The sequence below is a fragment of the Pedobacter sp. MC2016-05 genome, from assembly GCF_026239735.1.
Lineage (GTDB): Bacteria > Bacteroidota > Bacteroidia > Sphingobacteriales > Sphingobacteriaceae > Pedobacter.
The window spans coordinates 24453-50795 of record NZ_JAPIVT010000026.1 but is presented as its reverse complement, the minus strand read 5'-3'; the positions used below and the strand labels follow the sequence as shown (position 1 = coordinate 50795).

Annotated in this window: 24 protein-coding genes; 14 read left to right on the top strand and 10 right to left on the bottom strand. The window is 37.2% G+C overall.

Annotated features, from left to right (window positions below; translation table 11 throughout):
- The first annotated feature begins 315 nt into the window (after positions 1–315).
- The 3 genes from OQZ33_RS22205 to OQZ33_RS22195 all read left to right on the top strand — a co-directional run bounded on the left by OQZ33_RS22205 (position 316) and on the right by OQZ33_RS22195 (position 3169).
- Complete coding sequence (locus OQZ33_RS22205) at positions 316–1185, top strand: 1-aminocyclopropane-1-carboxylate deaminase/D-cysteine desulfhydrase (protein WP_265801687.1); 870 nt, start codon at positions 316–318, stop codon at positions 1183–1185.
- Positions 1186–1433: 248 nt separating this feature from the next.
- Positions 1434–2765, top strand: coding sequence for an L-lysine 6-transaminase (gene lat, locus OQZ33_RS22200; RefSeq protein WP_265801685.1), 1332 nt, complete (start codon positions 1434–1436; stop codon positions 2763–2765).
- Between the two features lie 2 nt (positions 2766–2767).
- Positions 2768–3169 carry a hypothetical protein gene (locus OQZ33_RS22195; RefSeq protein ID WP_265801684.1) on the top strand — a complete coding sequence of 134 codons (402 nt, stop codon included), beginning with the start codon at positions 2768–2770 and terminating at the stop codon, positions 3167–3169.
- Between the two features lie 364 nt (positions 3170–3533).
- Here the strand turns inward: OQZ33_RS22195 and OQZ33_RS22190 are convergent, their stop codons facing one another.
- The 4 genes from OQZ33_RS22190 to OQZ33_RS22175 all read right to left on the bottom strand — a co-directional run bounded on the left by OQZ33_RS22190 (position 3534) and on the right by OQZ33_RS22175 (position 6923).
- Positions 3534–4898 carry an acyl-CoA dehydrogenase family protein gene (locus OQZ33_RS22190; RefSeq protein WP_265801683.1) on the bottom strand — a complete coding sequence of 455 codons (1365 nt, stop codon included), beginning with the start codon at positions 4896–4898 and terminating at the stop codon, positions 3534–3536.
- Between the two features lie 171 nt (positions 4899–5069).
- Positions 5070–5786, bottom strand: coding sequence for a bacillithiol biosynthesis deacetylase BshB1 (gene bshB1, locus OQZ33_RS22185; protein ID WP_265801682.1), 717 nt, complete (start codon positions 5784–5786; stop codon positions 5070–5072).
- The gene (locus tag OQZ33_RS22180; RefSeq protein WP_265801680.1) at positions 5786–6304 is read right to left on the bottom strand and encodes a glutathione peroxidase; all 519 of its coding nucleotides are present in this window, start codon (positions 6302–6304) and stop codon (positions 5786–5788) included. Before OQZ33_RS22180 ends, bshB1 begins: the two co-directional genes overlap by 1 nt.
- A gap of 4 nt (positions 6305–6308) precedes the next feature.
- Positions 6309–6923: a DUF4294 domain-containing protein gene (locus tag OQZ33_RS22175; protein ID WP_056851413.1), complete on the bottom strand. Its 615-nt coding sequence runs from the start codon at positions 6921–6923 to the stop codon at positions 6309–6311.
- 110 nt (positions 6924–7033) lie between these two features.
- Here OQZ33_RS22175 and OQZ33_RS22170 point away from each other — a divergent pair, with 110 nt between their 5' ends.
- The 4 genes from OQZ33_RS22170 to OQZ33_RS22155 all read left to right on the top strand — a co-directional run bounded on the left by OQZ33_RS22170 (position 7034) and on the right by OQZ33_RS22155 (position 12693).
- Positions 7034–9241, top strand: a complete 2208-nt coding sequence (locus tag OQZ33_RS22170) for a RelA/SpoT family protein (RefSeq protein ID WP_056851414.1) — start codon at positions 7034–7036, stop codon at positions 9239–9241.
- Between the two features lie 151 nt (positions 9242–9392).
- The gene (locus OQZ33_RS22165; protein WP_056851415.1) at positions 9393–9887 is read left to right on the top strand and encodes a Fur family transcriptional regulator; all 495 of its coding nucleotides are present in this window, start codon (positions 9393–9395) and stop codon (positions 9885–9887) included.
- Between the two features lie 36 nt (positions 9888–9923).
- Positions 9924–11204, top strand: coding sequence for an adenylosuccinate synthase (locus tag OQZ33_RS22160; protein WP_265801677.1), 1281 nt, complete (start codon positions 9924–9926; stop codon positions 11202–11204).
- 229 nt (positions 11205–11433) lie between these two features.
- A complete protein-coding gene (locus OQZ33_RS22155; protein WP_265801676.1) occupies positions 11434–12693 on the top strand; it encodes an anthranilate synthase component I family protein in 1260 nt (419 codons plus the stop codon).
- A 175-nt stretch (positions 12694–12868) separates the two neighbouring features.
- On the opposite strand, the gene OQZ33_RS22150 is transcribed toward OQZ33_RS22155, so the two are convergent.
- From OQZ33_RS22150 to OQZ33_RS22135, 4 genes are all read right to left on the bottom strand, one after another.
- Positions 12869–13672: a M48 family metallopeptidase gene (locus OQZ33_RS22150; protein WP_265801675.1), complete on the bottom strand. Its 804-nt coding sequence runs from the start codon at positions 13670–13672 to the stop codon at positions 12869–12871.
- A 96-nt stretch (positions 13673–13768) separates the two neighbouring features.
- A complete protein-coding gene (gene plsY, locus OQZ33_RS22145) occupies positions 13769–14416 on the bottom strand; it encodes a glycerol-3-phosphate 1-O-acyltransferase PlsY (protein WP_265801673.1) in 648 nt (215 codons plus the stop codon).
- A 48-nt stretch (positions 14417–14464) separates the two neighbouring features.
- A complete protein-coding gene (gene nadC, locus OQZ33_RS22140) occupies positions 14465–15307 on the bottom strand; it encodes a carboxylating nicotinate-nucleotide diphosphorylase (protein WP_265801672.1) in 843 nt (280 codons plus the stop codon).
- Between the two features lie 208 nt (positions 15308–15515).
- Complete coding sequence (locus tag OQZ33_RS22135) at positions 15516–15902, bottom strand: DUF4783 domain-containing protein (protein WP_265801670.1); 387 nt, start codon at positions 15900–15902, stop codon at positions 15516–15518.
- 185 nt (positions 15903–16087) lie between these two features.
- Between OQZ33_RS22135 and gpmI the strand changes: the two genes are divergently transcribed.
- Positions 16088–17611: a 2,3-bisphosphoglycerate-independent phosphoglycerate mutase gene (gpmI, locus tag OQZ33_RS22130; protein ID WP_265801669.1), complete on the top strand. Its 1524-nt coding sequence runs from the start codon at positions 16088–16090 to the stop codon at positions 17609–17611.
- Positions 17611–18141 carry a hypothetical protein gene (locus OQZ33_RS22125; protein WP_265801667.1) on the top strand — a complete coding sequence of 177 codons (531 nt, stop codon included), beginning with the start codon at positions 17611–17613 and terminating at the stop codon, positions 18139–18141. The genes gpmI and OQZ33_RS22125 overlap by 1 nt, the downstream gene beginning before the upstream one ends.
- A gap of 41 nt (positions 18142–18182) precedes the next feature.
- Here the strand turns inward: OQZ33_RS22125 and OQZ33_RS22120 are convergent, their stop codons facing one another.
- A complete protein-coding gene (locus OQZ33_RS22120) occupies positions 18183–18803 on the bottom strand; it encodes a tetratricopeptide repeat protein (RefSeq protein ID WP_265801665.1) in 621 nt (206 codons plus the stop codon).
- Positions 18804–19113: 310 nt separating this feature from the next.
- Between OQZ33_RS22120 and lon the strand changes: the two genes are divergently transcribed.
- Positions 19114–21585, top strand: a complete 2472-nt coding sequence (lon, locus tag OQZ33_RS22115) for an endopeptidase La (RefSeq protein WP_265801664.1) — start codon at positions 19114–19116, stop codon at positions 21583–21585.
- An 82-nt stretch (positions 21586–21667) separates the two neighbouring features.
- On the top strand, positions 21668–22618 hold the full coding sequence (locus tag OQZ33_RS22110) for a lipid A deacylase LpxR family protein (protein ID WP_265801663.1): 951 nt from the start codon (positions 21668–21670) through the stop codon (positions 22616–22618).
- On the opposite strand, the gene arfB is transcribed toward OQZ33_RS22110, so the two are convergent.
- On the bottom strand, positions 22619–23032 hold the full coding sequence (gene arfB, locus OQZ33_RS22105; protein WP_265801662.1) for an alternative ribosome rescue aminoacyl-tRNA hydrolase ArfB: 414 nt from the start codon (positions 23030–23032) through the stop codon (positions 22619–22621).
- Positions 23033–23102: 70 nt separating this feature from the next.
- Here arfB and cmk point away from each other — a divergent pair, with 70 nt between their 5' ends.
- The 3 genes from cmk (at position 23103) to OQZ33_RS22090 (ending at position 26236) form a co-directional block, all read left to right on the top strand.
- Positions 23103–23783, top strand: coding sequence for a (d)CMP kinase (gene cmk, locus OQZ33_RS22100; protein ID WP_265801661.1), 681 nt, complete (start codon positions 23103–23105; stop codon positions 23781–23783).
- Between the two features lie 60 nt (positions 23784–23843).
- Positions 23844–24677 carry a 3-keto-disaccharide hydrolase gene (locus OQZ33_RS22095; RefSeq protein ID WP_265801660.1) on the top strand — a complete coding sequence of 278 codons (834 nt, stop codon included), beginning with the start codon at positions 23844–23846 and terminating at the stop codon, positions 24675–24677.
- Positions 24678–24742: 65 nt separating this feature from the next.
- The gene (locus OQZ33_RS22090; RefSeq protein WP_265801658.1) at positions 24743–26236 is read left to right on the top strand and encodes a TPM domain-containing protein; all 1494 of its coding nucleotides are present in this window, start codon (positions 24743–24745) and stop codon (positions 26234–26236) included.
- The last annotated feature ends 107 nt before the right edge of the window (positions 26237–26343 follow it).

Genomic DNA, 26343 nt, shown 5'->3' with positions numbered 1-26343 from the left:
ACTAAAATTAGGTCGGTTGATTTATAAAGTATACAACCACTGCTATAAATAAAAACAAATGTATACCTATTGATGGACAACAAGTTAAATTCATGTTAAGAAATTAATTTATTTGTCAACAAAACAATATTGGCTTATTTTTTGTAGTTGTGATGATCTAATCGATAACAATTATGAAAAATTTTACTCAAAACGTTAAGATTGTGCTTAATTTTTTTCCTTATTTAGTTAGGAAAATATACTTTAAGTAGAGTAAATCTAAAAAAAACGCCAAAAAAAACACTTGCATTCAACAGGTGTTTTTTATTTTTACAGGTGTTTCAAAATATCTACAGTCCGGTCCAAAACTTAAAAATTAATCCATTTAGCAATCTATTTGTTAAACGAGATGATTTAATTGATCCTTACATTTCTGGGAACAAATGGCGTAAACTAAAATATATTTTAGAAAGTACCATTCGGCAGAATAAAAACCACTTGGTTACCTTCGGAGGCGCATATTCTAATCATTTGGTAGCCACTGCAGCGGCAGCAGCCAAATTTGGATTTCAATCTACAGCATTCGTTCGCGGAGAAGAAGTTAAAAACGAAATGCTTTTACTTTGTTCGCTGTATGGGATGCAACTCATTTTTACTGATCGGGAAGGTTACAAGGATAAACCGTTATTGTTCGAAAAAAAATTCGGCCAGGATAATAATGCCTATTTTCTTGATGAAGGTGGCGCATCGACAGAAGCCGTGAAGGGTTGCGCAGAGATTGTTGATGAACTAAGAGAAACTTACGACCACATCTTTGTTGCAGCAGGAACAGGAACGACAGCTGCTGGCCTGTTAAAAGCGATACAAAATAAGAGCCTGAATACTCAACTCCATGTGATACCCGTATTAAAAGGTGGAGAATTTATTCTTGAAGAAATTTCTAAATACACTAAAATCTCCGAAAATCTCAACCTGCATACCACATATCATTTTGGTGGTTATGCCAAAACGCAACCTGAATTAATAGCATTCATTAAAAGCTTTACCGCTCAAACCGGAATATTAATTGATCCAGTTTACACGGCAAAAATGTTTTATTCCATCCTTGATCTTCAGAAGAAAGGTGCAATTAAAGCAACGGATAAAATATTAGCCATTCATACCGGCGGTTTACTGGGAATACTGGGAATGAAAGATAAGTTTTAGTTCATTGTGCGAAGGCAAATGCTTTTGCAGAAAAAGATATTTTTGTATTTCAAAGCACTAAATTTTAGCGGAATCATGCCGTTTCTACCAAAAAAGTTTTCCACATTAAAGAAGTCTAAAACATGTTTTTGTCTATAATCGTACTTTAAACTGTTTAAACCTATTTTTTGCATTGATGGTACAAAAAGTGCTTAAATTTTGATTTTAGGCACATTTAACTAAATTTGATTTACACCAAAACCAAATTTATGTATCAATTAACAGTACCCGCGGATCGCGTTAACGAGTCTCTTAGTAAACACATTTTGGCCGATGGTTTCGACCTGACCTATGATATGGAGAAAAGCCAGGGTGCATATATATATGACTCAAAACACAATAGAACACTACTTGATTTTTTTACCTGCTTTGCGTCAGTGCCACTAGGATATAATCATCCAAAAATGGTTAACGACGAAAGCTTTAAGAAAAACTTGTTGTTGGCTGCCATGGCAAACCCCTCAAATTCTGATGTATACACACAACAATACGCCCAGTTTTTAGAAACTTTTTCAAGGGTTGGCATTCCGGATTATTTGCCCCACGCCTTTTTTATTGCTGGTGGTGCATTGGCCGTAGAAAATGCAATTAAGGTAGCTATGGACTGGAAAGTGCAGAAAAACTTTGCCAAGGGTCATACCGAAGAAAAAGGCTTTAAAGTTTTGCACTTCGAAAGAGCTTTTCATGGAAGGTCTGGCTATACTTTGAGTTTAACAAATACACTACCAGATAAAACGAAATGGTTTGCCAAATTCGACTGGCCCAGGGTTTCTATTCCCGATGTTAAATTTCCCCTTTCAGACAGCAATTTAGATCGTGCTATCCAAACCGAAGAAGATTCTATTGCACAAATTAAAAAAGCCTTCGCTGAAAATAAGGACGATATATGTGCTATTATCATCGAGCCCATTCAATCTGAAGGCGGCGATAATCACTTACGTGAGGAATTTTTAATTCAACTCAAAACACTGGCCGATGAAAATGATGCTTTCTTGATTTTTGATGAGGTTCAAACCGGAGTTGGCTTAACAGGAAAATTTTGGTGTCACCAGCACTTCAGTGAAAAAGCTCAACCAGATATTGTTGCATTTGGGAAAAAAATGCAGGTTTGCGGTATTTTAGTTGGGAACAAGGTAGATCAGATTGAAACAAACGTATTTAAAGTGCCAAGCAGAATCAATTCAACATGGGGAGGAAATTTGGTAGATATGGTTCGCTCATCGCAAATTCTTCAGATAGTTGAAGAAGATAAATTATGCGAGAACTCGGCTCAGGTTGGAGCATACCTTAAGGATAACCTCTCCACGTTTGCCCATAAATTCGATAAAATGAGCAACGTTCGTGGCCGGGGATTACTCTGCTCTTTCGACTTTCCAAATAAAGAAATGCGGAATGATTTTCTTAGCAAAGGACTAGCACAAAACGTTATGTTTTTGGGTTGTGGAGAGAAAACAATTCGCTTCCGCCCAGCACTTTGCATAGAACAAAAACATATTGACGAAGGCCTGACGGTTATGGAAAAAATATTGCCTTTATTGTAGCCATGAGCAGAAAATCACTTATCTATTTGGTTTCAGGAGCGGTTGTAATTTTAGTTTTCCTTATGGTTAAAGATACTTTTAACCAACCTGGAATTGAAGATATGAATGCTGGATTTAAAGAAATAGTGAAATATAGAAATGCAAATAATACTGGCCCCATACAGCGTATTTACGTAGTTACTGTTAAAGATTCCATTTGGAAAGAAATAGAAGATTATGGTAATTTAATGCCACACACCAAATATGGGAATACCAAAGTTTACTTCTTTATGGAAAGCGCAAATGTGCCTCAAACACTGCAGCCAGGAGAAGTAAACTTTGATCCCCAATTTAATAAATCATGCATCGCCTTATACGAGAAAAGTGCAATGAGCCAGGCGGTACTTAATAAGTATCCATTTTAAAATCGTTCTTCCCAGGCAGGTGGGAATTCTAATGCTTTTTCCCTCGGTATGTGCCCTCACAGACAGAAAAATAATAGGTTAATTATCTGGAAATAATCGGTTTGAAACTTTTGGCATTTTCAGCCCGGTTTCCCCTCCTGCCGGTGAAAAACCGGCATCCGTCCACCCGGGTTTATAAATAAAGTTTGATGCTTTTTGGGTAAACAGACCCACCGTTTGAAAAGCAGAACAAAGTTCAATAAACCAGACAGTAGCGGCAGCTCCCGATTTTTCATCGGGACTACAGCGAATGGCGGGACTAAAGGACCTATGAAAGACTGACTTTCATTTCCAAATCAAACACCAAGCAACAAATTCATCGTGCTTATACAAATGCCGAAAACCCGGTAATCGCTCTACCTACAATTAGTGTGTTAATCTCTTTAGTACCTTCATACGAGTAAATGGCTTCTGCGTCGGCCACAAAGCGGGCCACATTATACTCCAATAAAATTCCATTCCCTCCCATTACTTCCCGGGCTTTGCTTACTACGTCACGGGTACGTAAGGAGCAGAAAACCTTCGCTAGCGAGGCATGTTCGTCTTTCAAAAGGCCTTGGTCTTGCAATTGCGAAAGCCGAAAACACAGCGTTTGCATCGCAGTCAAATTCGATAACATTTCTACCAAATGATTCTGGATTAACTGAAACGATGCAATGGGTTTCCCGAATTGTTTTCGGGTTCTGGTATATTCCAGCGCATTTTCGTAAGCACCACGGGCACAGCCAACGGCCTGCCAGGCTACACCTGCTCTTGTCATTTGCAAAACCTTTGCTGTATCTTTAAATGAATTGGCATTTTGTAGGCGATCTACCTCCATCACTTCACAGTTGGTTAACGTAATGATTCCATTTTGAACGATGCGAAGGGCCATTTTGTCCTGCATCTTTTCTACTGCAAAACCCGGATTGTCCTTTTTTACGATAAAGCCTTTTACTTCATTGTCGGCTTCATCACGAGCCCAAATGATTAAAATATCGGCAAAAGTTGCATTACCGATCCACTTCTTTTGTCCGTTTAAAATCCATTTACCGCCCACATTTCTGCAGGTTGTTGTTAAACCACCTGCAGCAGCTGAGCCAACTTCAGGTTCTGTTAAACCAAAGGCGCCTATAATTTTGAACTGCTGCATAAGCGGCAGCCATTTTTGTTTTTGTTCTTCCGAGCCGCATAAATAAATAGAACCCATGGCTAAACCACTTTGAACGCCAAAAAAGGTAGATATCGAAGTATCGATTCTGGCCATTTCCATTGCCAAAATCCCCTCCATCAAATTCGATTTTCCGGGACAGCCATAACCTTGATAAGTTAAGCCACAGATATTAAGCTCAGCGAGTTTAGGGATAATTTCGAAAGGAAATTCTGCCTTATTCCAGTAATGATTTACAATTGGCTTGACTTCTTTCTCTAAAAAAGCCCTCACCTTTAATTGCAAAGCCCTGTCTTCATCCTTCAGAGCTTCATCTCCCAAATGATAAAAATCACCTTCAATTGGTGGCAATTCTTTCTTTTTACCAGAGCTTCCACCCATCATTTTCATCATTCCCGATATTTGCTTATGATCAAGATTTGAAATGGTTTCGACCATTTTAGGCAAGTCAACTTTTTTCGATAAAGCATCTAACTTAGCAAAATCTACGTGTTTAAAGAGATTGTACGCATTTTTAAGTGAAGAGAATATATTCGCCATTATTATTCGTTTTGAGAATAACAAATGAGTGACGGTTTTGTTGGAACTTGCGAGTTAACCACAAACAGAGCAAAGTCTATCCAAAGAAGAGTAGAAAAATGCTTTATAAAAAGTTTGCCTTAGTGTTCTTTGCGAATACTTCCTTTTCTTTGCGGTTAAATAATTTTAGCATTACCTCAAGTCAAATAAATTATCAACGCCTAGTAATTTCCTTGAAGTAAAACCCTCGCCAAAAGTAGCGCCAATGCTTTTACCAAACTCCCTCGACCGACCAATTACAGTTTCAAAAAACTCTGGCGAAGAAATATAAGTTTGTAATCCATCTACATCAGGATTATAGAATTGCGTTTTGAAAGCTTTAATGGATTCAATTTTTTTATCAATGTGATCAGAAATATCAACGATAATATCTGGCTTTAAATAACGATCTTGAATATATTGCAATAGCAATCTTGGTCGGTGAGCCGCCTGGTTTACACCATCTAATTCAGTTTCTATTTTAGGGAGTCCTGATAAAAAAACAGAATCGTACACCAAATCTCCTGCCCTACCATGATCTGGATGACGATCTTCGAGTGCATTGCTTAAAATAATTTCAGGCTGGTACTTTCTGATCATTTTGATCACTTCGAGCCTATGAAACTCATCGTTTTGAAAAAATCCGTCGCGAAGCCAAAGATTTTCGCGTGCGTGCAGTCCTAAAATTTTAGCAGAATCTGCGGCTTCTTCATCTCTGGTTTCTGCGGTTCCACGGGTTCCTAATTCACCACGTGTTAAATCTACAATTCCAACTTTTTTACCTAAGGCAATGTGCTTTAAAATAGTTCCTGAGCAGCAAAGCTCTGCATCATCAGGATGAACGGCTATCACTAAAATATCTAACTTCATTATTTATGATTGGAATTTTCATTCAATAGTTGATGGACTTTCTTTTTGATTTTCGAACTCAAAGGTTTAGTGAATGGAAAATAGAAATCAACCAACTCTCCCTTTCTATTCAAAAGATATTTATGAAAATTCCACCGGGGTTTAGCGTTTAGCTTACCATTCTGCTTCTTCTCACTTAAAAAGAGATAAAGCGGATGTGCATTTGCGCCACGAACCATAATTTTATCGAAAACCGGAAATTTTGCGCCATGATTAACTTCGCAAAAACTGACTATATCTGATCCATCTAGCGGTTCTTGTTTGCCAAAATCATTCGTAGGGAAACCTAAAATCTCGAAGTCAGGATGATCGATTTCGTCCTTCAATTGCTGCAGCTCTTTCAACTGCGGAGTAAAGCCGCACTCAGACGCAGTGTTTACAATCAAAACAACTTTATTTCGATAAGCCGATAAAGGCTGATCTTCACCATTGATCTTTTTAACTTTAAAGGAATAAATATTAGGAATGCTTTTTTGCATTAGATTATTGATAAAATCCAGAAGTACGAATGATCGATTCTATATCTCTATCTTCGTTAGGATTATAGGTGCTTTTTAAATTATGCCCCACTACTCTGGCCACAATCTGATAAGAGAATGCAGCGAACCCACCCTTGGTTTGCTTAACAATATCATAAGTGGTTCGGCCCACTTCCCTGTCAATAAGCTTAGTAAGTATTTGTCCCTGCGTAATGGTTAACTCCTTTATTTCGCGGTTAAACATGTCTTTAATTTCCTTATCACACTGTTTAACCAATTTTTTTTGTTCTCTCTTTTCAGGTGTTCTTGCTATTTCCTCCTCTAATTGCTCATATCTCCGTTTCGCGAATTTAGCATAAGGCATAACTTTTAAAACGTTGTAACGCAAGCGATTATAGGCAGCTTTCTCTGCAGGCGATTTCCAGATTCTGTTTGCGTAAATACTCACATCCAACAGCTGCATCCAGGGAATCATCACACCATTATCATTTGTTGATGCTACACGAATGGTATCTGCTTTTCCCAGTTTTGGAAAAACCGGTTGGACAGGGTCTTGAGCTTTTAGCTTTTCACTAAAAATCATGACAATAAACAGAATGATTAGCCCTTTAAATTTCATAAATTTATACCTTCACAAAGTTAGGTGTTATTTCATATATTAGTCGTTCAACAGAACTAATATAAGTTTTATTAATAGATAAGACGAAAATTTTTACGCAAAAAAAACAAATGAAAACAGAGTTAGTGATTGATTTAGAGGCGGAAAAGCAAGAGATTCTTAAAAGATATAGGGCATTACTGAGGGCAAGCAAATCTACCCTGCAAAAAGGAGATAAAAAAGAGATTCGAAAAGCTTTTGATATGGCATTGGAAAGCCATAAAGACATGCGTCGAAAATCTGGCGAACCTTATATTTATCATCCAATTGCTGTAGCTCAAATTGCTGCAGAAGAAATTGGCTTAGGTACTACCTCAATTGTTTGTGCCCTGCTTCACGATGTGGTGGAAGATACTGACATTACTTTAGAAGACATTGAGCGTGAATTTGGCAAGAAAACTGCGAAAATTATTGATGGATTAACCAAAATTTCAGGCGTTTTCGATACCAATAGTTCTTTACAGGCAGAGAATTTCCGTAAGATGTTGCTTACGCTGGCGGATGATGTTCGGGTAATTCTGATCAAACTTGCAGATCGTTTGCATAACATGCGCACTATGGATTTTATGCCTCGCCATAAGCAACTTAAAATCGCATCGGAAACGATATACCTATATGCTCCACTCGCCCATCGACTAGGTTTATACGCTATAAAATCAGAATTGGAAGATCTTTCGATGAAATATCTTGATCCTGATACCTATAAATTTATTGCAAAAAAACTAAACGAGAAAAAGGCAGAAAGGGCATTATTCATCAAAAAATTTGTTGAGCCGATTGACGAGATCGTTCATGAGCAGGGTTTAGTAGCCGATGTATATGGCCGTCCAAAATCTATTCATTCGATCTGGAATAAGATGAAAAAGAAAAACATTCCTTTCGAGGAAGTTTATGATCTTTTTGCCATTAGGATTATTTTGGATAGCGCTTACGAAAACGAAAAAGCCGATTGCTGGAAAGCTTATTCTATCGTAACCGACCTTTATCGCCCAAACCCCGACCGTTTACGCGACTGGGTTTCTTCGCCAAAAGGAAATGGTTACGAAAGTTTGCATACCACGGTAATGGGGCCTCGTGGGCAATGGGTAGAAGTGCAAATCCGTACGCAACGGATGAATGAAATTGCCGAAAAAGGTTTTGCAGCCCACTGGAAATACAAGGAATCGAGCAATGATAACGGTTTGGATCAATGGATTCAAAAAGTTAGAGAAATGCTTAATAATCCGGAAGCCAATGCTTTGGATTTTCTTGATGATTTTAAAATGAATCTGTTTTCAGATGAGATTTTCATCTTTACACCAAAAGGAGCATTAATTCAATTGCCTTTAGGTGCTACCGCTTTAGATTTTGCCTTCGAAATTCATACCGGCGTGGGCGCTACCTGCATTGGAGCAAAGGTTAACCACAAATTAGTTCCAATTTCTTACAAGCTCCAAAATGGAGATCAGGTAGAGATTATTACTTCCAGTAAGCAGACTCCAAAAGAAGACTGGCTGAATATTGTGGTTACGGCGAAGGCAAAGTCAAAAATTAAATCATCTTTAAAAGAAGAAAAACGCAAAATTGCTGATAATGGCAAGGAGATTTTAGAACGTAAACTTAAATCTTTGAAGATCACTTACAATACTGACAACTTGCAGAAACTGAGCTATTTCTTTAAACTGCCATCAACACAAGAGCTTTTTGTCAATGTGGCTTTAGGGAAAATTGAGCTTAAAGACATTAAGGAGTATCTAAATACGGAGAAAGAAGTAGAGAGCCGTGCGCCAGAACGCCCTGAAAACCTATCTGTTGATGGGATCAAAAATAAAATAAAAGGCGGTGATTCTGATATTCTTTTGATTGGCGAAGATATGCAGCGTATTGATTATACGCTTGCCGCATGCTGTAATCCCATTCCTGGCGATGACGTTTTTGGTTTTATTACGGTTAGTGATGGCATAAAAATCCACAGGACAAATTGCCCTAATGCGGCACAACTGATGGCTAATTACGGCTACCGTGTAGTAAAAGCGAAGTGGAATAAACAGCAAGAATTAACCTTCTTAACAGGGCTGCGTATTGTTGGAATCGATGATGTGGGATTAATCAATAACATCACGAGGGTAATTTCAACAGACTTTAAAGTTAACATGAGATCGATTACGGTTGATACGAACGAAGGGATTTTTGACGGTTCTATTATGATCTTTGTAAATGACACCGAACATTTGGAGAACCTGATTAGGAATTTGTTAAAAGTGAAAGGCGTTACAGGAGTAACCCGGTTTGATGCATAATAAGTCCGAAGTCTAGTTCGCAAATCGAAATGTTTTTTGATTCATGACTGTCGACCAAGGGCTGATACCTTCGGACTTATTACAACATTTCAACAATCTAAAAATTAAACAGTCAAACAATTTAACTACCTTTGAACGGAGTTTAAAAACTATGTCTGAACAAAATACAAATGAGCTCGTTCGCAAGATTTTTGAGGCTTATTTAGAGAACAAAAATCTACGGAAAACACCTGAGCGTTTCGCTATCCTGGAAGAAATATATTCCCGAAATGATCACTTTGATGTTGAAACCCTTTACATCCACATGAAAAACCAGAAGTATCGCGTAAGCCGTGCTACGGTTTATAACACGCTGGAATTATTGGTTTCGTGTGATCTGGTTACCAAACACCAGTTTGGTAAAAACATGGCGCAATTCGAAAAATCTTATGGCTATCGTCAACACGATCACGTGATTTGTATTGAGTGCGGAAAGGTTGTAGAATTTTGCGATCCCCGTATTCACCAAATTCAAACAATGGTGGGTGACCTTTTAAAATTTGACGTAAAACACCACTCTTTAAACCTGTATGGTTTTTGCTCAGATTGCAGCATGGCCAGAAAAGTAAATGAAACTGCCGGAGCGGCAAAGCTTGAAGCAAATTAAATCAATCCACAATAAAACCAGCTTAAATTTTTAATAATGACGCAAGTAGATGTACTTCTCGGCCTACAATGGGGCGACGAAGGAAAGGGAAAAATCGTTGATGTACTCAGTCCAAAATATGATCTTATTGCCCGTTTTCAGGGTGGCCCAAATGCCGGACATACTTTAGAGTTCGATGGTAAAAAATTCGTTTTAAACACTATCCCATCAGGAATTTTCAACGAAAAAACCATGAACCTTATTGGTAATGGAGTAGTTATCGATCCAATCATTTTAAAAAGAGAGCTAGATAATTTAAAAAAAGCTGGTCATGATCCGGTTGCCGAAGGCAAATTGGTGATTGCCCGTAAAGCACACTTAATTTTACCAACCCACCAATTATTGGATGCCGCTAACGAGGCTCGGATGGGTAAGAATAAAATTGGCTCGACATTAAAAGGTATCGGTCCAACTTATATGGATAAAACCGGCCGTAATGGTTTACGCGTTGGTGATACCACACTTCCTGATTTTAAAGAGCGTTATGCCAAGTTGGTAGAAAAACATACTGAAATTCTTTCGCATTATGAAGGTTTCGAATATGATTTGACTGAAAAAGAAGCTTCTTTCTTTGAAGCAATTGAATTCCTGAAAAGTATACCTCATGTAGATAGCGAGCATTTTGTTAATGGCTATCTAAGAGAAGGGAAAGCGGTTTTGGCAGAAGGTGCGCAAGGTACCTTGTTAGATGTTGATTTCGGTTCATATCCGTTCGTAACTTCGAGCAACACTACCACTGCAGGTGCTTGTACAGGTTTAGGCATTGCGCCAAACAAAGTTGGTGCAGTTTATGGTATTTTCAAAGCATATTGTACGCGTGTTGGCGGCGGTCCTTTCCCAACCGAATTAGATAACGAAGTGGGTGAAAACCTTCGTGCTTTAGGTCACGAATTTGGCGCAACTACAGGCCGTGCCCGTCGTTGTGGCTGGATCGATCTTCCTGCATTAAAATATGCAATCATGCTGAACGGTGTTACCGAATTAATTATGATGAAAGCCGATGTATTGGACACTTTCGATACGATTTACGCTTGTACTCATTACGAATATAATGGTGAAACGATCGATTACATGCCTTACGATATCATTTCGATTGAACCAAAACCGGTGTTGAAAGCAATTGAAGGTTGGGCTACAGATGTAACCAAAATTACTTCTGTTGAAGAGATTCCAGCGAAATTGAACGATTACATCGCATTCTTGGAAAAAGAATTAGAAGTGCCAATTAAGTTCCTATCAGTAGGACCAGATAGAGCACAAACTTTAGAATTACGCTAGTAGGCTACTCATCTCGACTGTAACGGAGAGATCGTTTCATTAGCTAACCATAAAAACGTTAAAGCAATCCATTTTGGGTTGCTTTTTTTATTTGGAAAGCTCAGCAACCGCTACTATCAACGTTACTCCCGCCAATGTTTCAAGTCCCGTTTGAAAGCTTAGTTGAAATTGAAAGAATGTGCTTCGGGAGCTTTCCACTTATGTCGGGTTTAGTTACCTTTGCCGCAGCTTGAAAACCTCACAAACCAAATCTGCTTTTAAACAAAAAGCTTTGCATTGGGCAAACCAATTCGAAGTTTGCTGCTTTTTAGATTCAAACCAATATATAGATACTTATTCGGCATACGATTTTATTATCGCTGCTGGTGTTCAAGAAGAGCTGCAACATTCTAGCGAAAATGCTTTTGAAGCATTGAAAATGTTTTATGAAAAAGACAAACAATGGATGTTTGGTTTCTTCAGCTACGACCTTAAAAATGAAATTGAAAATCTTGAATCGAATAACATCGATCACTTAAATTTTCCAGATTTATACTTTTTCATTCCGAAGTATTTGATTGCCTTTAAAGATGGCAAAGCGGATGTTTTAATTGGATCAGATTCATTGTTAGACGAAATCGATAATTTTAATCCACCAGAAAAGGTTATAGAACAGCAGGTAAACATTAACCAAAGAATTAGCCGGAATCAATATATAGAAAGCGTCGAAAAACTCAAAGACCACATTCTTCGTGGCGACATCTACGAAGTCAATTTCTGTCAGGAGTTTTTTGCCGAGAATGCAGAAATTAACCCTGTGGAAACTTTCAGTCTACTAAATAAGATTTCTCCTACTCCATTTGCCGGATATTTCAAAGTTTACAATCAATATATCTTATCAGCTACTCCAGAGCGTTTTCTTTGCAAACGGGGACCGAAGTTAATTTCGCAACCTATTAAAGGTACGGCAAGGAGAAATGAAAACCCAAGTGAAGATGAGAACATCAAAATCCGACTCAGACACGACGTGAAGGAACAGTCAGAAAATGTGATGATTGTAGATTTGGTTCGTCACGATTTGACCAAATCAGCGGTTAAAGGTTCAGTAAAAGTGGAAGAGCTGTTCGGCATCTACAGTTTCCCACAGGTACATCAAATGATTTCGACTATAAGTTGTCAGCTCGATCATGAGGTTCATTTTATCGATGCCATCCGAAATACTTTCCCAATGGGTTCAATGACTGGTGCACCAAAAATTAAAGCCATGCAGTTGATCGAACAATCTGAAGAAACAAAGAGAGGAGTTTACTCAGGCTCATTTGGCTGTATCAGCCCTAATGGAGATTTCGATTTCAATGTAGTGATTAGAAGTATTCTATACAATTCAGCTAATAAATACTTATCATTTCAGGTTGGCGGAGCAATAACTTACCAATGCGATCCAGAAAAAGAATACGAAGAATGTTTACTTAAGGCGAGTGCAATTTTGAAAGTGCTAGGTAGTCATTAGTCATTAGTCATTAGTCATTAGTCATTAGTCATTAGTCATTAGTCATTAGTCATTAGTCATTAGTTAAAAACAGCAGGCCAAATAACTTGTTTTCCGTCCAACAAAAAAGGTGGAAATTTTGCTGAGCAAATCTTTCCACCTTTAACTTTTTACTTTATACTTTATACTTTCTACTCTATTTTTTGTAATACTTCATCGCTTCTGGCAAATCTCTTTGTATTTGTGCAATACGCGATTGATCTGTAGGGTGAGTACTTAAAAATGCTGGTGGTTTTTGCGAACCTGCACTAGCCTGTGCCATTCTTTGCCAGAAACCGATAGCAGTACTAGGGTTATAACCAGCCATTGCCATAAATGATAAACCCATTTTATCGGCTTCTAATTCTTGGTTTCTACCATATTTTAGAATAGTTAGTTGCCCGCCAATACCATAAGCCTGGTTGATATAGTCTGCATATTTCGAATTAGAAGATGCTGCTCCAACTAATGCTCCTCCAACTTGTGCCGCCTGCATTTGCGAAGCCCGCTCTGCCGAATGTTGAGCAATGGCATGTGCAACTTCATGGCCCATTACGGTAGCCAAACCTGCTTCATCTTTCGTTACAGGTAAAATACCGGTATAAACGGCAATTTTTCCCCCTGGCATGCACCAGGCATTTATTTCCTTACTATCAATTAAGTTATATTCCCATTTATAATTTTTAATCTGTTCACCAAACCCGTTCTGGTTCATATATTGAGTTACGGCAGCAGCAATTTTTTGCCCCACACGCTTTACCATAGCGGCGTTGCTGTTGTTAGATGCAACTACTTTAGTTTGAGGATCACTTAATAATTGTTGATATCCTATTGCAGCTTGTTGTTGCAATGAACTATCGTCTACCAAGCTAAGTCTGCTTCTGCCAGTTAACGGAACTGTAGAACACGAATTAAATAATAGAGTACCAGCAACACTTGCTGTTAAAAATAACTTTTTCATAATGAGAATTTAAATGATCAGTAATACTTGTTTTGCAAGCCGAATTAGTAAACAGCAAGACAACAAATATGTTTTGAGTGAATGTGTTTTTGTTAATTAACCAGTTTTTTTCTTAAACAAATACACTTTTGACTCTTTGCCTTTAAGCAATCTCTCGAGATTTTTTTGGTGGGTAACTAAAATCAAAATACATACAACCATTCCATATAACACTTCAGATTTTATAGAAACCTGAAACAAAAAAACGACGCTTAATGGAAATGTAAAACCTGCACAAATGGAGCTTAAGGATACATATTTCGTTAATAATAGCACAACCACAAAAACCAGAACACAAAGCATAGATGCCTCAAAGTTAACTGCCAAAATCATTCCAAAAAGAGTGGCAACGCCTTTTCCCCCACGAAAACCGGCGAAAACAGGGAATAAGTGGCCCATCACTGCGGTTACGCCAAGCGCCAATTGGTAATTTACAAAAACAACTGAATTTTGAGGGCCAGTAACAGACATGCCAATTAGATAAGCTAAATTCGTAGCGGTGTAGCCTTTAGCAATATCAATAATCATTACGGCTATACCAGCTTTCTTACCCAACACCCTGAATGTGTTGGTAGCACCTGCATTTCCACTTCCATATTCCCTTACATCAACGCCATAAAACGCCTGACCGAGCCATACAGCAGTTGGTATTGATCCAAAAAGATAGGCAACTAATAATGCACTGAGAGAATAAACCGTAACCATAGCCTACAATGATACAAAAAATAAGCCTTCCATTTTATAGCAAATCATTTAGTATGCCTTTAAACTAATGTCTAAACTTTTAACAGAATGTGTAAGTGCGCCCATTGATATAAAATCTACACCACAGGCTGCATATTCAGCAACGTTCTCTTCCGTAATTCCACCCGATGCTTCGGTGATAAACCTGCCATCTATGAGTTTTACGGCAGCTCTTAAATGATCGAAGCTAAAATTATCCAACATGATGCGATCAACACCACCAATTGCTAATACTGCAGTTAACTCCTCAATATTCCTCACTTCAATCTCAATTTGTAGCGATTTTTGGTTGTCTTTAAGATATTTTTGAGCGGCTCCAATTGCATTTGAAATACCGCCAGCATAATCCACATGGTTATCTTTAATCAAAATCATGTCGTATAAACCAATTCTATGATTTACACCTCCACCAATCCTTACCGCCCATTTTTCCAGATAGCGCAAACCCGGGGTAGTTTTACGAGTATCTAAAATTTTGGTTTTCGTCCCTTTTAAAAGCGAAACAATGCGATTGGTTTTAGTTGCTATTCCGCTCATTCTTTGCATGCAATTTAATACCAGGCGTTCTGCTATAAGAATGGAATGTGTACTTCCTGATACCGTTAAACCAATATCTCCGAATTTAACACTAGCGCCATCATTGATCAATACATCAACTTTTAAATCGGCATCTACCTCCTTAAAAATTTCTACTGCTAGTTCCATACCCGCTAAAATGCCATCTTCTTTGATAATCAATTTGGCCTTCCCTAAAGTTCCGGCTGGAATAGTTGATAATGAAGTATGATCGCCATCGCCAACATCTTCGATTAATGCATTTTTTATGAACTGATGTATAAGTTGAATATCCAAAATATAGATTTTAAGGGGCAAAAATAAGAATTAATTGTTAGCAGACAATTTACTGACAGATTTAAAACTGACGCTTAACCTATTATTTGGCCATCGAAAATCATCGTTAGCTCTTCATTGGCTATAATTTTGTTGACTCTTGTCTGAAGAAAAAAATTTTGTGATTGCCCTTTCCTCCTCTAAGGGGCATAGGAAGACTAAGAATTGGTTAATCCTTTGCAGGTTCGATTCGCAATTCGGTAATTAAAAAATTACTATTCAATTTCTTCATGGTTACTGAAACTCTAAAAGTCTCTTTTGAAGTGCTTAAAAGAATCACACCGAAACGGTAGTTAGGATTAGTATTAATTTTGTGGAAAATACTTGTTTTTACTGGCGGATGTTTGATGAAAAAATCTCGTAATATTTGTTCTCCCTGTGCTTTTGAGTATACATCTTCATCATCAATAATGATAAGTTCAATAGTTGATGCGAAATTTTTTGCAATTTCTTTAGCGTTACTCGATTTAAAATACGAAGACAAATCATCAATAATATCAGCCTGAAAGGCTTTAGGACTAAATAATGATGATAAACTAATAATTAGTAAAAACAAGCTCCGGATCATTTCTGTATTTTATAATCTCGGTATAGCTAAAATTATGCCATTAGCTTATCAAAAAATGGATTACATCATTTGTATAAGCTTCAATAAAGTTATATTTGCCCTGATATCAAAACACTAAAACATGTTTTAAATGAAAATGTTTTATCAGTGTTCAATTAAATTTTAAAATTAATATGATAACTAATAAAAAACTTGCGCTTATAATTTTAGATGGCTGGGGTTACGGAAGAAAAGATAATTCGGATGCTGCCTATGCTGCCAATACTCCATTTTTCGATTCATTAATTAAAAATTATCCCAATTCAAAACTTGAAGCTTCTGGTGAAGCGGTGGGTTTGCCAGCCGGACAAATGGGAAATTCGGAAGTAGGCCATATGAATTTAGGTGCAGGTAGAGTAGTTTATCAAGAACTAGGAAGAATTAATAAATCCATCGCAGATAGGGAATTACATGTTAACCCGATTTTATTAGCTGCCTTTGATTATGCAAAGCAAAATAATAAAGCTGTGCATTTCATTGGACTGGTTTCAAATGGCGGAGTTCATGCCCATATCGAACACCTAAAAGCATTATGTGATGCCGCAAATGAAGCACATGTCGAAAAAACTTTCGTTCATGCTTTCTTAGACGGAAGGGATACAGACCCAAATTCTGGTTTAGGTTTTATTAGCGATCTTCAAAATCACATCGAAAACACATCGGCTAAATTAGCTACAATAGTTGGTCGCTACTACGCAATGGACCGCGATAATCGTTGGGAACGTGTGAAAAAAGCTTATGATGTAATGGTCAATGGTGTTGGCGAAAGAACACAAGATGCTTTGGCTACGATTAAAAAATCTTATCAGAACGGCGTAACAGATGAGTTTTTGCAACCAGTTGTACTCAGCCAGGATAATGGCGAGCCAGTGGCCACCATTAAGAATGATGATGTGGTAATCTGCTTCAATTTCCGTACAGATAGAGGAAGAGAAATTACAACGGCGCTAACGCAAAAAGATTTTCCGGAGCAACACATGCATAAATTGCCACTGTATTATGTTACGATGACCACCTATGATGAAAGCTTTGAAAAAGTAAACGTAATTTTTACAAAAGGCGATTTGACTAAAACGATCGGTGAGGTCTTAGCCGAAAATAATAAAAATCAAATTCGCATTGCAGAAACTGAAAAATATCCTCACGTAACTTTCTTTTTCTCTGGAGGAAGAGAAGCTGAATTCGCTAATGAGAAACGTATTTTGATCCCTTCTCCAAAAGTAGCTACTTACGATTTACAACCGGAAATGAGTGCTGCAGGAATTACCGAAGCCATTACTGCAGAAATGGAAACAGGTTGGCCAGACTTTATTTGCTTAAACTTTGCCAACCCTGATATGGTAGGCCATACCGGTGTTTTCGATGCCGTAGTTAAAGCTGTTGAAACTGCCGACAAGTGCGCAGAAATAGTAGTGCGCAAAGGAATGGAAAATGGTTACTCTTTTATTTTGTTAGCAGATCATGGAAATTCAGAATATATGGTCAACGGCGACGGTTCTATTAATACTGCCCACACCACCAATCTTGTTCCTTGTATTTTAATTGACAGCGACTATAAAACCATTGCTGATGGTAAATTAGGCGATATTGCTCCTACTGTTTTGAAAATTTTAGGTGTTCCAATTCCTGAAGAAATGACAGGAAATGTGTTGGTGTAATGAATAGAAGAATTTATATCTTACTCCTTGCTGTTGCCTTTGTTTCTTGTAATGAAGATAAAAAATCTACAGCAAATACAAAGTTGCTGTACTTTGATTTGAAAGGATATTTTGAAAAAGAGGCTGTTCGTTTGCAGAAACTTAATCCGGTAGTAAACAAAACAGTATCGGTTAACGGCAAGCAAGAAAGTAAAAAAGTTAAGATAGCAGACTGGAAGAAAGAATTTGCTGTGTTTATTAATGCTGATATTAACAAAGCTTCTTGGAGTGGAAGTTTTGATATTTGGGAGCAAAATCGTGTAGATTATTATACTTCAGATAGTAAGAAAATACCGATCAAGAGGGTTTCTATTAAATGGAACGGTGAGAGAGCAGGTCTAATAGAGGTTATCATCGCCAATAAAAACATCCTTTTTCAATCTAACGATACTTTACGCTATTATCCTGATAGCTTGTACGCAATCAAAAAACAGCAAAAAATAAAGCTGTTGAACACTAAGAGTTATCAAATTATTGGGAAATTGAAATAAAAAAAACAGGCTTTGAAATTTCAAAGCATGTTTTTTTGTCTTTATTTTAATGAAGCAATTTGCGCTTTATCATAGGCAACCCAATCAATAATATCCTTCCGGAGTGGCTGCATAGTTAGCACTTTTTGAAAATCTGCAATTGAATTGTTAAACAGCGCAACACATGCGGTTTTCTCATCTTTCCGTTTTGCCTTATACGATCTAAAAATTGCATAGTCTTTATAAGCTAAAGCACGATTTTGAAACATTTGTGTATCCTCATCGCCATTAATTTCAATGGCCTTGGTAAAATCTTTAATCGCAGCGGTATAAAAATTTTCACGCATGGTGTTTAATGATTCCTTTGGGTCGTTCGCTATATTTAACCTTGCTTTTCCACGATAGTAATATGCAGAAACTTCTGATGGTTTTACTGTAATTAAACGACTGTATGTTTCAATACATTTTTCATATTGGGCATTTTGAAAATAAGAATAGCCTAACATCTGCAAAATTTTAGCATTCTCTGGCGTTTTAGCATCAGCTTTTTCCAGTTGCGTAACGGCAGTTTTATAATCTCCCTTAATCATTGCCTGCATGCTCCGCTCGTAATTGTTTTGTGCAAAACTGCTGGTAGATGATAATATGATTAATCCTAAAATTGCGTGTCTAAAATAGTTCATGTAACGAATAATATGTTTTTGTAATTCTACCGCCAAAAAAGACGAAATTTGTTGCAATATAATCCTATTCTGATAATTTAAAAGTTTTTTAATTTCTGGAAATAAAAAAGTTCTATATTAAACAATAGCTTAAACGTTAAAAACTTCATTATATGATATTCGCCGAAACAATATCTTACTCTGCCTTTTTAACATAAGATTAATGGTATTTCTACTTTGGCACAAGAGTTGGAAATATTAGTTGAATAACATAAATAAACAAAGTGAAGACGATTGACCTGCCAGTTTGTCGTTAGAGGAAAAAGTGATAATGAGTAAAGAAGATATATTTGATTTCCATAATGCCATGCCGATAATAAATGAGGATACAGAGTTTTTTCCCTTAATGTCTCAACAAGACGAGGAGGAAATGAACAACGAGGAAACACCTGAAACCCTGGCGATTTTGCCATTGAGAAATACTGTCTTATTCCCTGGAGTAGTAATTCCAATTACCGTTGGAAGGGACAAATCAATAAAATTAATTAAAGAAGCTTACAAAGGAAACAAGATTATTGGAGTAGTTTCTCAAAAAGATGTTTCGATAGAAGACCCTACTTTTGAGCAACTTAACACCGTTGGTACAGTAGCAAATATCATAAAGTTACTGCAAATGCCTGATGGCAATACCACCGTAATTATCCAGGGTAAGCAGCGTTTTAGCCTAATTGAAGAGGTGCAAAACGAACCTTATATTAAGGCTGTAGTTAAAAAATTCGAAGAGCAAAAACACAAAGCCGATAAGGAGTTTAAAACCTTAATTGCATCTATTCGCGAAATGTCAGCTCAAATTATCCAGCTGTCGCCGAATATACCGAGTGAAGCCAGTATTGCACTTAAAAACATCGAAAGCAATTCATTTTTGATCAATTTCATTTCTTCAAATATGAATGCCGAAATGGCCGATAAGCAAAAAATCCTTGAAATGGACAAATTGCAGGAACGGGCACAGAAAGTAATGGAGCTTTTGATGGTAGAACTACAGATGTTGGAATTGAGAAATCAAATCCAATCCAAAGTCCGTACTGATCTTGATAAGCAACAACGCGATTATTTCTTAAATCAACAGCTAAAAACAATTCAGGAAGAATTAGGTGGAAACTCTGCCGATTTAGAATTTGATGCCCTTCAGGAAAAAGCCAAAAAGAAAAAATGGGGACAACCTGTTGCTGATCATTTTGATAAAGAATTAGATAAACTGGGAAGAATGAATCCGGCAGCGCCAGATTATTCTGTTCAGCTCAATTACCTGGAATTGCTTTTAGATTTACCTTGGAGTGAATTTACCAAAGACAATTTCGATTTAAAACGTGCCCAACGGATTCTAGATAAAGATCATTTTGGTCTGGAAAAAGTGAAGCAACGTATCGTTGAATATTTAGCGGTTTTGAAGCTAAAACGCGATATGAAAGCGCCGATCCTTTGTTTAGTTGGCCCTCCAGGAGTTGGTAAAACATCTTTGGGAAAATCAATTGCCAAGGCATTGGGGCGTAAATATGTTCGTATGGCTCTGGGCGGTATTCGCGATGAAGCTGAAATTCGCGGTCACCGCAAAACTTACATCGGTGCCATGCCAGGGCGTATTATTTCATCAATCAAAAAAGCGGGCGCAGATAATCCTGTGTTTGTTTTGGATGAGATTGATAAGGTTGGAACTGACCATCGTGGCGATCCGTCATCAGCTTTGCTAGAAGTATTGGATCCGGAACAGAACAACGCTTTTTATGACCACTACGTTGAGGTGGATTACGATTTATCAAATATTCTATTCATTGCAACCGCAAACTCACTAAGTACTATACAGCCAGCTTTGCTAGATCGTATGGAGATTATCGAGGTGAATGGCTACACGATTGAAGAAAAAATCGAAATCGCTAAAAAATATTTATTGCCCAAGCAAAAGGAAAATCACGGTTTGCAAAACAAGGATATTAATCTAAAACCGGCCTTGATTGAAAAAGTGATTGAAGATTATACTCGTGAATCTGGCGTACGTGGTTTGGAGAAAAAAATTGGTTCTCTGGTTCGTGGTGTAGCTACCAAGCTTGCAATGGAAGAAGAGTATAATGTTACGCTAACCAATGAAGACGTTGAACGTATTTTAGGCGCACCTATTTACGATAAAGATTTATACGAAGGCAATGAAGTTGCTGGTGTGGTTACAGGCTTGGCCTGGACAAGTGTTGGTGGCGATATTTTATTTATCGAATCGAGCTTGAGCCCGGGCAAAGGCAAGTTAACTTTAACCGGTAATTTAGGCGATGTGATGAAAGAATCAGCCGTGATTGCACTAGCCTATTTACGTGCTCATGCTGCAGAATTTGGCATCGATTACACTTTATTTGACAATTGGGATGTTCACGTTCACGTACCTGCTGGTGCTACTCCAAAAGATGGCCCATCAGCTGGTATTACCATGCTCACTGCTTTAACATCGGCATTTACACAACGAAAGGTTAAGCAACATTTAGCCATGACCGGAGAGATTACCCTACGTGGTAAAGTACTTCCGGTTGGCGGAATTAAAGAGAAAATCCTTGCGGCGAAAAGGGCGAATATCAAAGAAATTATTCTTTGTAAAAGCAACCGTAAAGATATTTTAGAAATTAGGGAAAGCTATATTAAAGACCTTAAATTTCATTACGTAACAGAAATGAGTGAGGTGATTGAATTGGCGTTAACAAAAAACAAAGTTAAAAAGCCATTGGATTTGAGCATTAAAGTAGCTCCAATAGTCAACTAAATTGTAATCTTTTAGCTGATTGATCAATAATCCAATAACTATAAATACATTTATAGCCCCGATAAAGTATCGGGGCTTTTTTATGAAATCACTTTTCACCACCCTACTTCTTGGTTTAATTTCTTTAGGCTGTTTTGCACAATCATTTAAAAATGAGTTTGGTTTTAAAACTGAAAACGATGCTTATTTAGCCACTTTAAATGATCGTTACTATACCAACGGCCTGTTCATCTATTTTCGCAGAGCGATAGATCCTGCTAAGTTTTCTGAAAAAGTGGAGAAGAAAACCTATGAAATTTCAGCCGGACAAAAAATGTATACCCCTTACTGGGGTCAGGTAGCTAAAAAGGAAGATCAAGATAGACCTTTTGCTGGCTATTTGTACGCTGGAGGCGCTTATTCAATCTTTTATAAAAATGAAAGTGTATTGAAAACCAGCATTGAACTAGGTACAGTTGGACCAAACTCTCTAGCTCAAGACGCACAAGAATTCTTGCATAAAACAGTAGGCTTTTATACTCCGGCTGGATGGGAATATCAAATTAAAAATGAATTAGCTATTAATTTAGCTGCCAGCTACAGTAAACTTTTAATTCGATCTAATGACAATGTGGTAGATCTAAGTGGAGCTGGCTATGCCAATCTGGGAACAACTTTTTCTGGCCTGGGTGCTTCAGTTTTATTTAGAGCAGGCAGATTAAACCAGCTATATAACAGTGCTTACCACAATGCAGTAATTGGAAATTCAAAAACTGCAGCTTTAAATAAATCAGAATTTTTCTTCTACTTAAAGCCACAGTTAAATGTAGTTGCTTACGATGCAACCATACAAGGAAGTTTATTTAATGACGATAGTCCTTTAACATTTGGAGTAAAACCAATAGTTTTTGAACAACAATTTGGCGTAAATTATAGTTCAAAAAGATTCACCATTGATTTTAACATCATCTTTAAAACCAAAGAAGTTAAAAGTATAGCTAAAGCACAAAATTATGGCGGCTTAAGTTTATATTATAGATTTGGGAAGACATAATTACTCAAAATTTGGCTTTTTTCTTGATTGTTTTTTATCACCATTTACCGATTTATTTTTTAATCGCTTTTGGATAACTGCCTGTGGAATTTTCGTAGGCTTTCGTTTTTTCTGAATTTGAAGAGATCGTTTAAGCAGATCGATCAATTTAGCAATGGTTTTCTCCTTGTTGAGCAGCTGACTTCGGTCTTCTTGCGAAACAATATGCAATAAGCCATCATTGTCCATTCGGTTTTCAAGTCGCGATTTCAAAAGCACCTTTTCCTCTTCATTAAAAAAAGTGGCATTTTCCAAATCAAAGATTAATTCGACTTTACTGGAAACTTTGTTAACGTTTTGCCCACCCTTGCCCCCACTTCTGGAGGTTTTGAAGGTAACTGACTTTAAAATTTCTTCTCGTGTGGGTAACATCATGCAAAAGTATAAAGAATAGTAATCTAAAAAAAGCAACTAAATTCACCGCTTTTTTTACCTTTGCAACACAATGAAAAAGAACTTGGTTATAGCTATTGATGGCTACTCGTCTTGCGGAAAAAGCACTTTAGCAAAAGCATTGGCTAAAAAATTAGGTTTTATTTATGTAGATAGTGGTGCGATGTATCGGGCGGTAACGCTGTATTTCTTAAGGAATGAGATTGATATTTCTAATGATGAAGCCGTTACTGATGCGCTACAACACATCGAATTAAATTTCCATTCTCGTGATTATGAGTCACACATCACTTTAAACGGAGAAGAAGTTTCCGATGAGATTCGTTTGATGCCTGTTTCTGAAAATGTAAGCGAAGTTTCTGCTCATAAAATTGTTCGCCATGAAATGGTTAAGCAACAACAACGCATGGGCAAATCGAAAAATATTGTAATGGACGGGCGTGACATCGGTACCACTGTTTTTCCAAACGCACCCTTGAAGTTCTTTATGACAGCTGATCCGAAAATTAGAGCAGAGCGCAGGTTTAAAGAATTGGAAAGCAAGGGCAATAACCGAACCACTCTTGAAGAAGTGTTTGAAAACCTCGCTCATCGCGATTATGCGGATACCACACGCAAAGAAAGCCCCCTAGTTAGGGCCGATGACGCTATAATTTTAGACAATACCAATTTAACACAAGAAGAACAATTGGCTTTTGCCCTCGAAAAAGTGGAGCCATTGCTTCCTAATTGATATTAAATTTATTCAGTTGGTTTAAATTTCATATTTTTAGCTGCTAACCATTAAGCTACTATGAAATTAAAACAATATTCTTCTGTACTATTTTTCCTGTTTGCTATCATCTCTTTTAATGCTTCTGCACAAAAGGTGTGGATTAACCTTTTCAATGGCAAAGATTTAAAAGATTGGAACGTTAAAATTGCCAAACACGATTATAAGGATAATTACGCAAATACATTTAGGGTAAAAAATGGCTTAATGACTGTTGGTTATGAAGGCTACAAAGAATTTGACAAACAGTACGGCCACATTTTTTACAAAAAACCATTTTCCTACTACTTGTTAAGGGTTACTTACCGTTTTGTTGGCGATCAAGCCACAGGTGGTGAGGGCTGGGCAACCAGAAACAGCGGCGCCATGCTACATTGTCAGGATCCAGCTACAATGTTAAAAGATCAGGATTTTCCTATTTCTATAGAAGCACAGATTTTAGGTGGTGACGGAGAACATACACGCCACACCAGCAATGTGTGCACACCCGGAACGCTCATAAATTACGATGGCAAATTGTTTACAGGCCATTGCATGGATTCGAAATCAAAAACTTATGCTGGCGATCAATGGGTAACCGCAGATTTTTTAGTGCTTGGCGATTCAGTAGTTAAACATATTATAGCTGGAGAAGTTGTATTGGAATATACAAAACCACAAGTGGGTGGCGGAAGTGTAACTAACTTCGATCCTAAAGTTAAGATAGATGGCACACCATTAAAATCTGGTTACATTTCCCTTCAAAGCGAAAGCCATCCGATTGAATTTAAAACAGTGAAACTTTTCGATTTAGCTCCATACGCTAAAAATCAAGCAAAACTTGATCAAGTAATTGATAAAATTCTTAAGGATTGACAATATTTATCCCCTATTGTTATGAATGATTGAAATGCTATTGCTAACCGTTACTAAATAATCTGATGCTCAAAACTCATTCAATTAAGAAGCTTACTTTTCTACTATTTTTCTTTTGCACAACATTAACATTTGCAAAGAAAGCGTACAAGGTTAATGAAATTCCAGACCCTAAAAATAATGGTGGCGGTTGGGTAAGTAATCCGGATGGAATTCTTACCGCTGATGATGTTGCCAATGTTAACAGCTCAATTTCGCAGTTCGAAAAAGAAACCAATGTTCAAGTTGCGGTTGTAATTGTAAATAATTTCGATACTGATCAGGAAGACTTTGATTTTGCTTATGAGCTTTTTAACACTTGGGGAATCGGGCAAAAAAGCAGTAACAATGGCTTGCTTTTATTTATTGCCAAAGATCGGAGGAAGTATCGTTTTATTACTGGCACAGGAACCGAAGGGGTTCTACCCGATGTAAAACTGAAACACATTGCAGAACAAAACCTAATTCCTGCTTTTAGAGAAAATGATTTCGGAACAGGGATAATCAATACCATCAATGCAATTGGTGTGATCATCCTAAACCCAGACAACAAATCGGAGCTTAATCAATTCTTTACTCAACAAGAAGATAACAACAACCTGGAAAAATTTTGGATACCTATTGTTGTTATAATAGTAGCCTTCTTCGGAGTGTTTAAATTGGTAAACAGACAAACTAAAAAAGCAGGTACCATACAAGCTAAAGGCAACTCTGATCTAGAAAAATCAATTACCAATGGCTGTGCCGTACTTTTCATGTTTGTTTTCATCAGTATTTTTGCACTCGTATTTTTTGATGGGTTTGGTTTATTTTCGAAGATCAAATTATCCCATATACCTTTTATTTTATACGGTGTTTTAGCGATAGGCCTATTTTTCAGGTATCTATATCATATCTCTACATTGAGAAAAACATATTATGATGATAAGAATTTCTTTAACGCGGTAACCGATTTCAATAAAAAGAATTTTTGGATGGTTATTTTTTCTCCGCTGATATTATTTGCATTGATAAATTATCTTTTTAAACGTACAAAAAACATCGATAGATTTAAGCCTGTTCTTGATAGCCAAAAACGAGAAATGACTCGTTTAGATAGAGACATTAACATTGAGGGCAAACCTTTTTTAACTAGTGGACAGCGGGCGGAAGAAATAGCAAAATCTTATGATTACGATATCTGGCAAAGTGCTGATCATAAAGAACACGTGATTAAACAGTGGCCTGCTGAAGAATACAATGCTTCTACAGAATGTCCGAAATGTAGTTTCAGAACGTATAAACTAAATAAAAAAGTTACGGTAACAGCTGCAACATACAGTCATGATGGGCAGGCTAAGCTGATTAATGAATGTAGTTGCTGTAAAAATGTCGAATTTCTAAAATGGATTGTATTGCCAATGTTGGTAGAATCCAAATCTTCTTCCAGCTCGTCATCAGACAGCAGCAGCTCGTCATCTTCATCAAGCAGTTGGGGCGGTGGCAGCAGTAGCGGCGGTGGTTCGGGGGGCAGTTGGTAAACGTATTATGGCAAGATAATGTAAGGCTTATGAAAGTATTTTTTAATTTTGCCTTGGTTAGCACGATGTTTGCTCATTCGAGTTTCCATATTTTTATTAATTGCTAT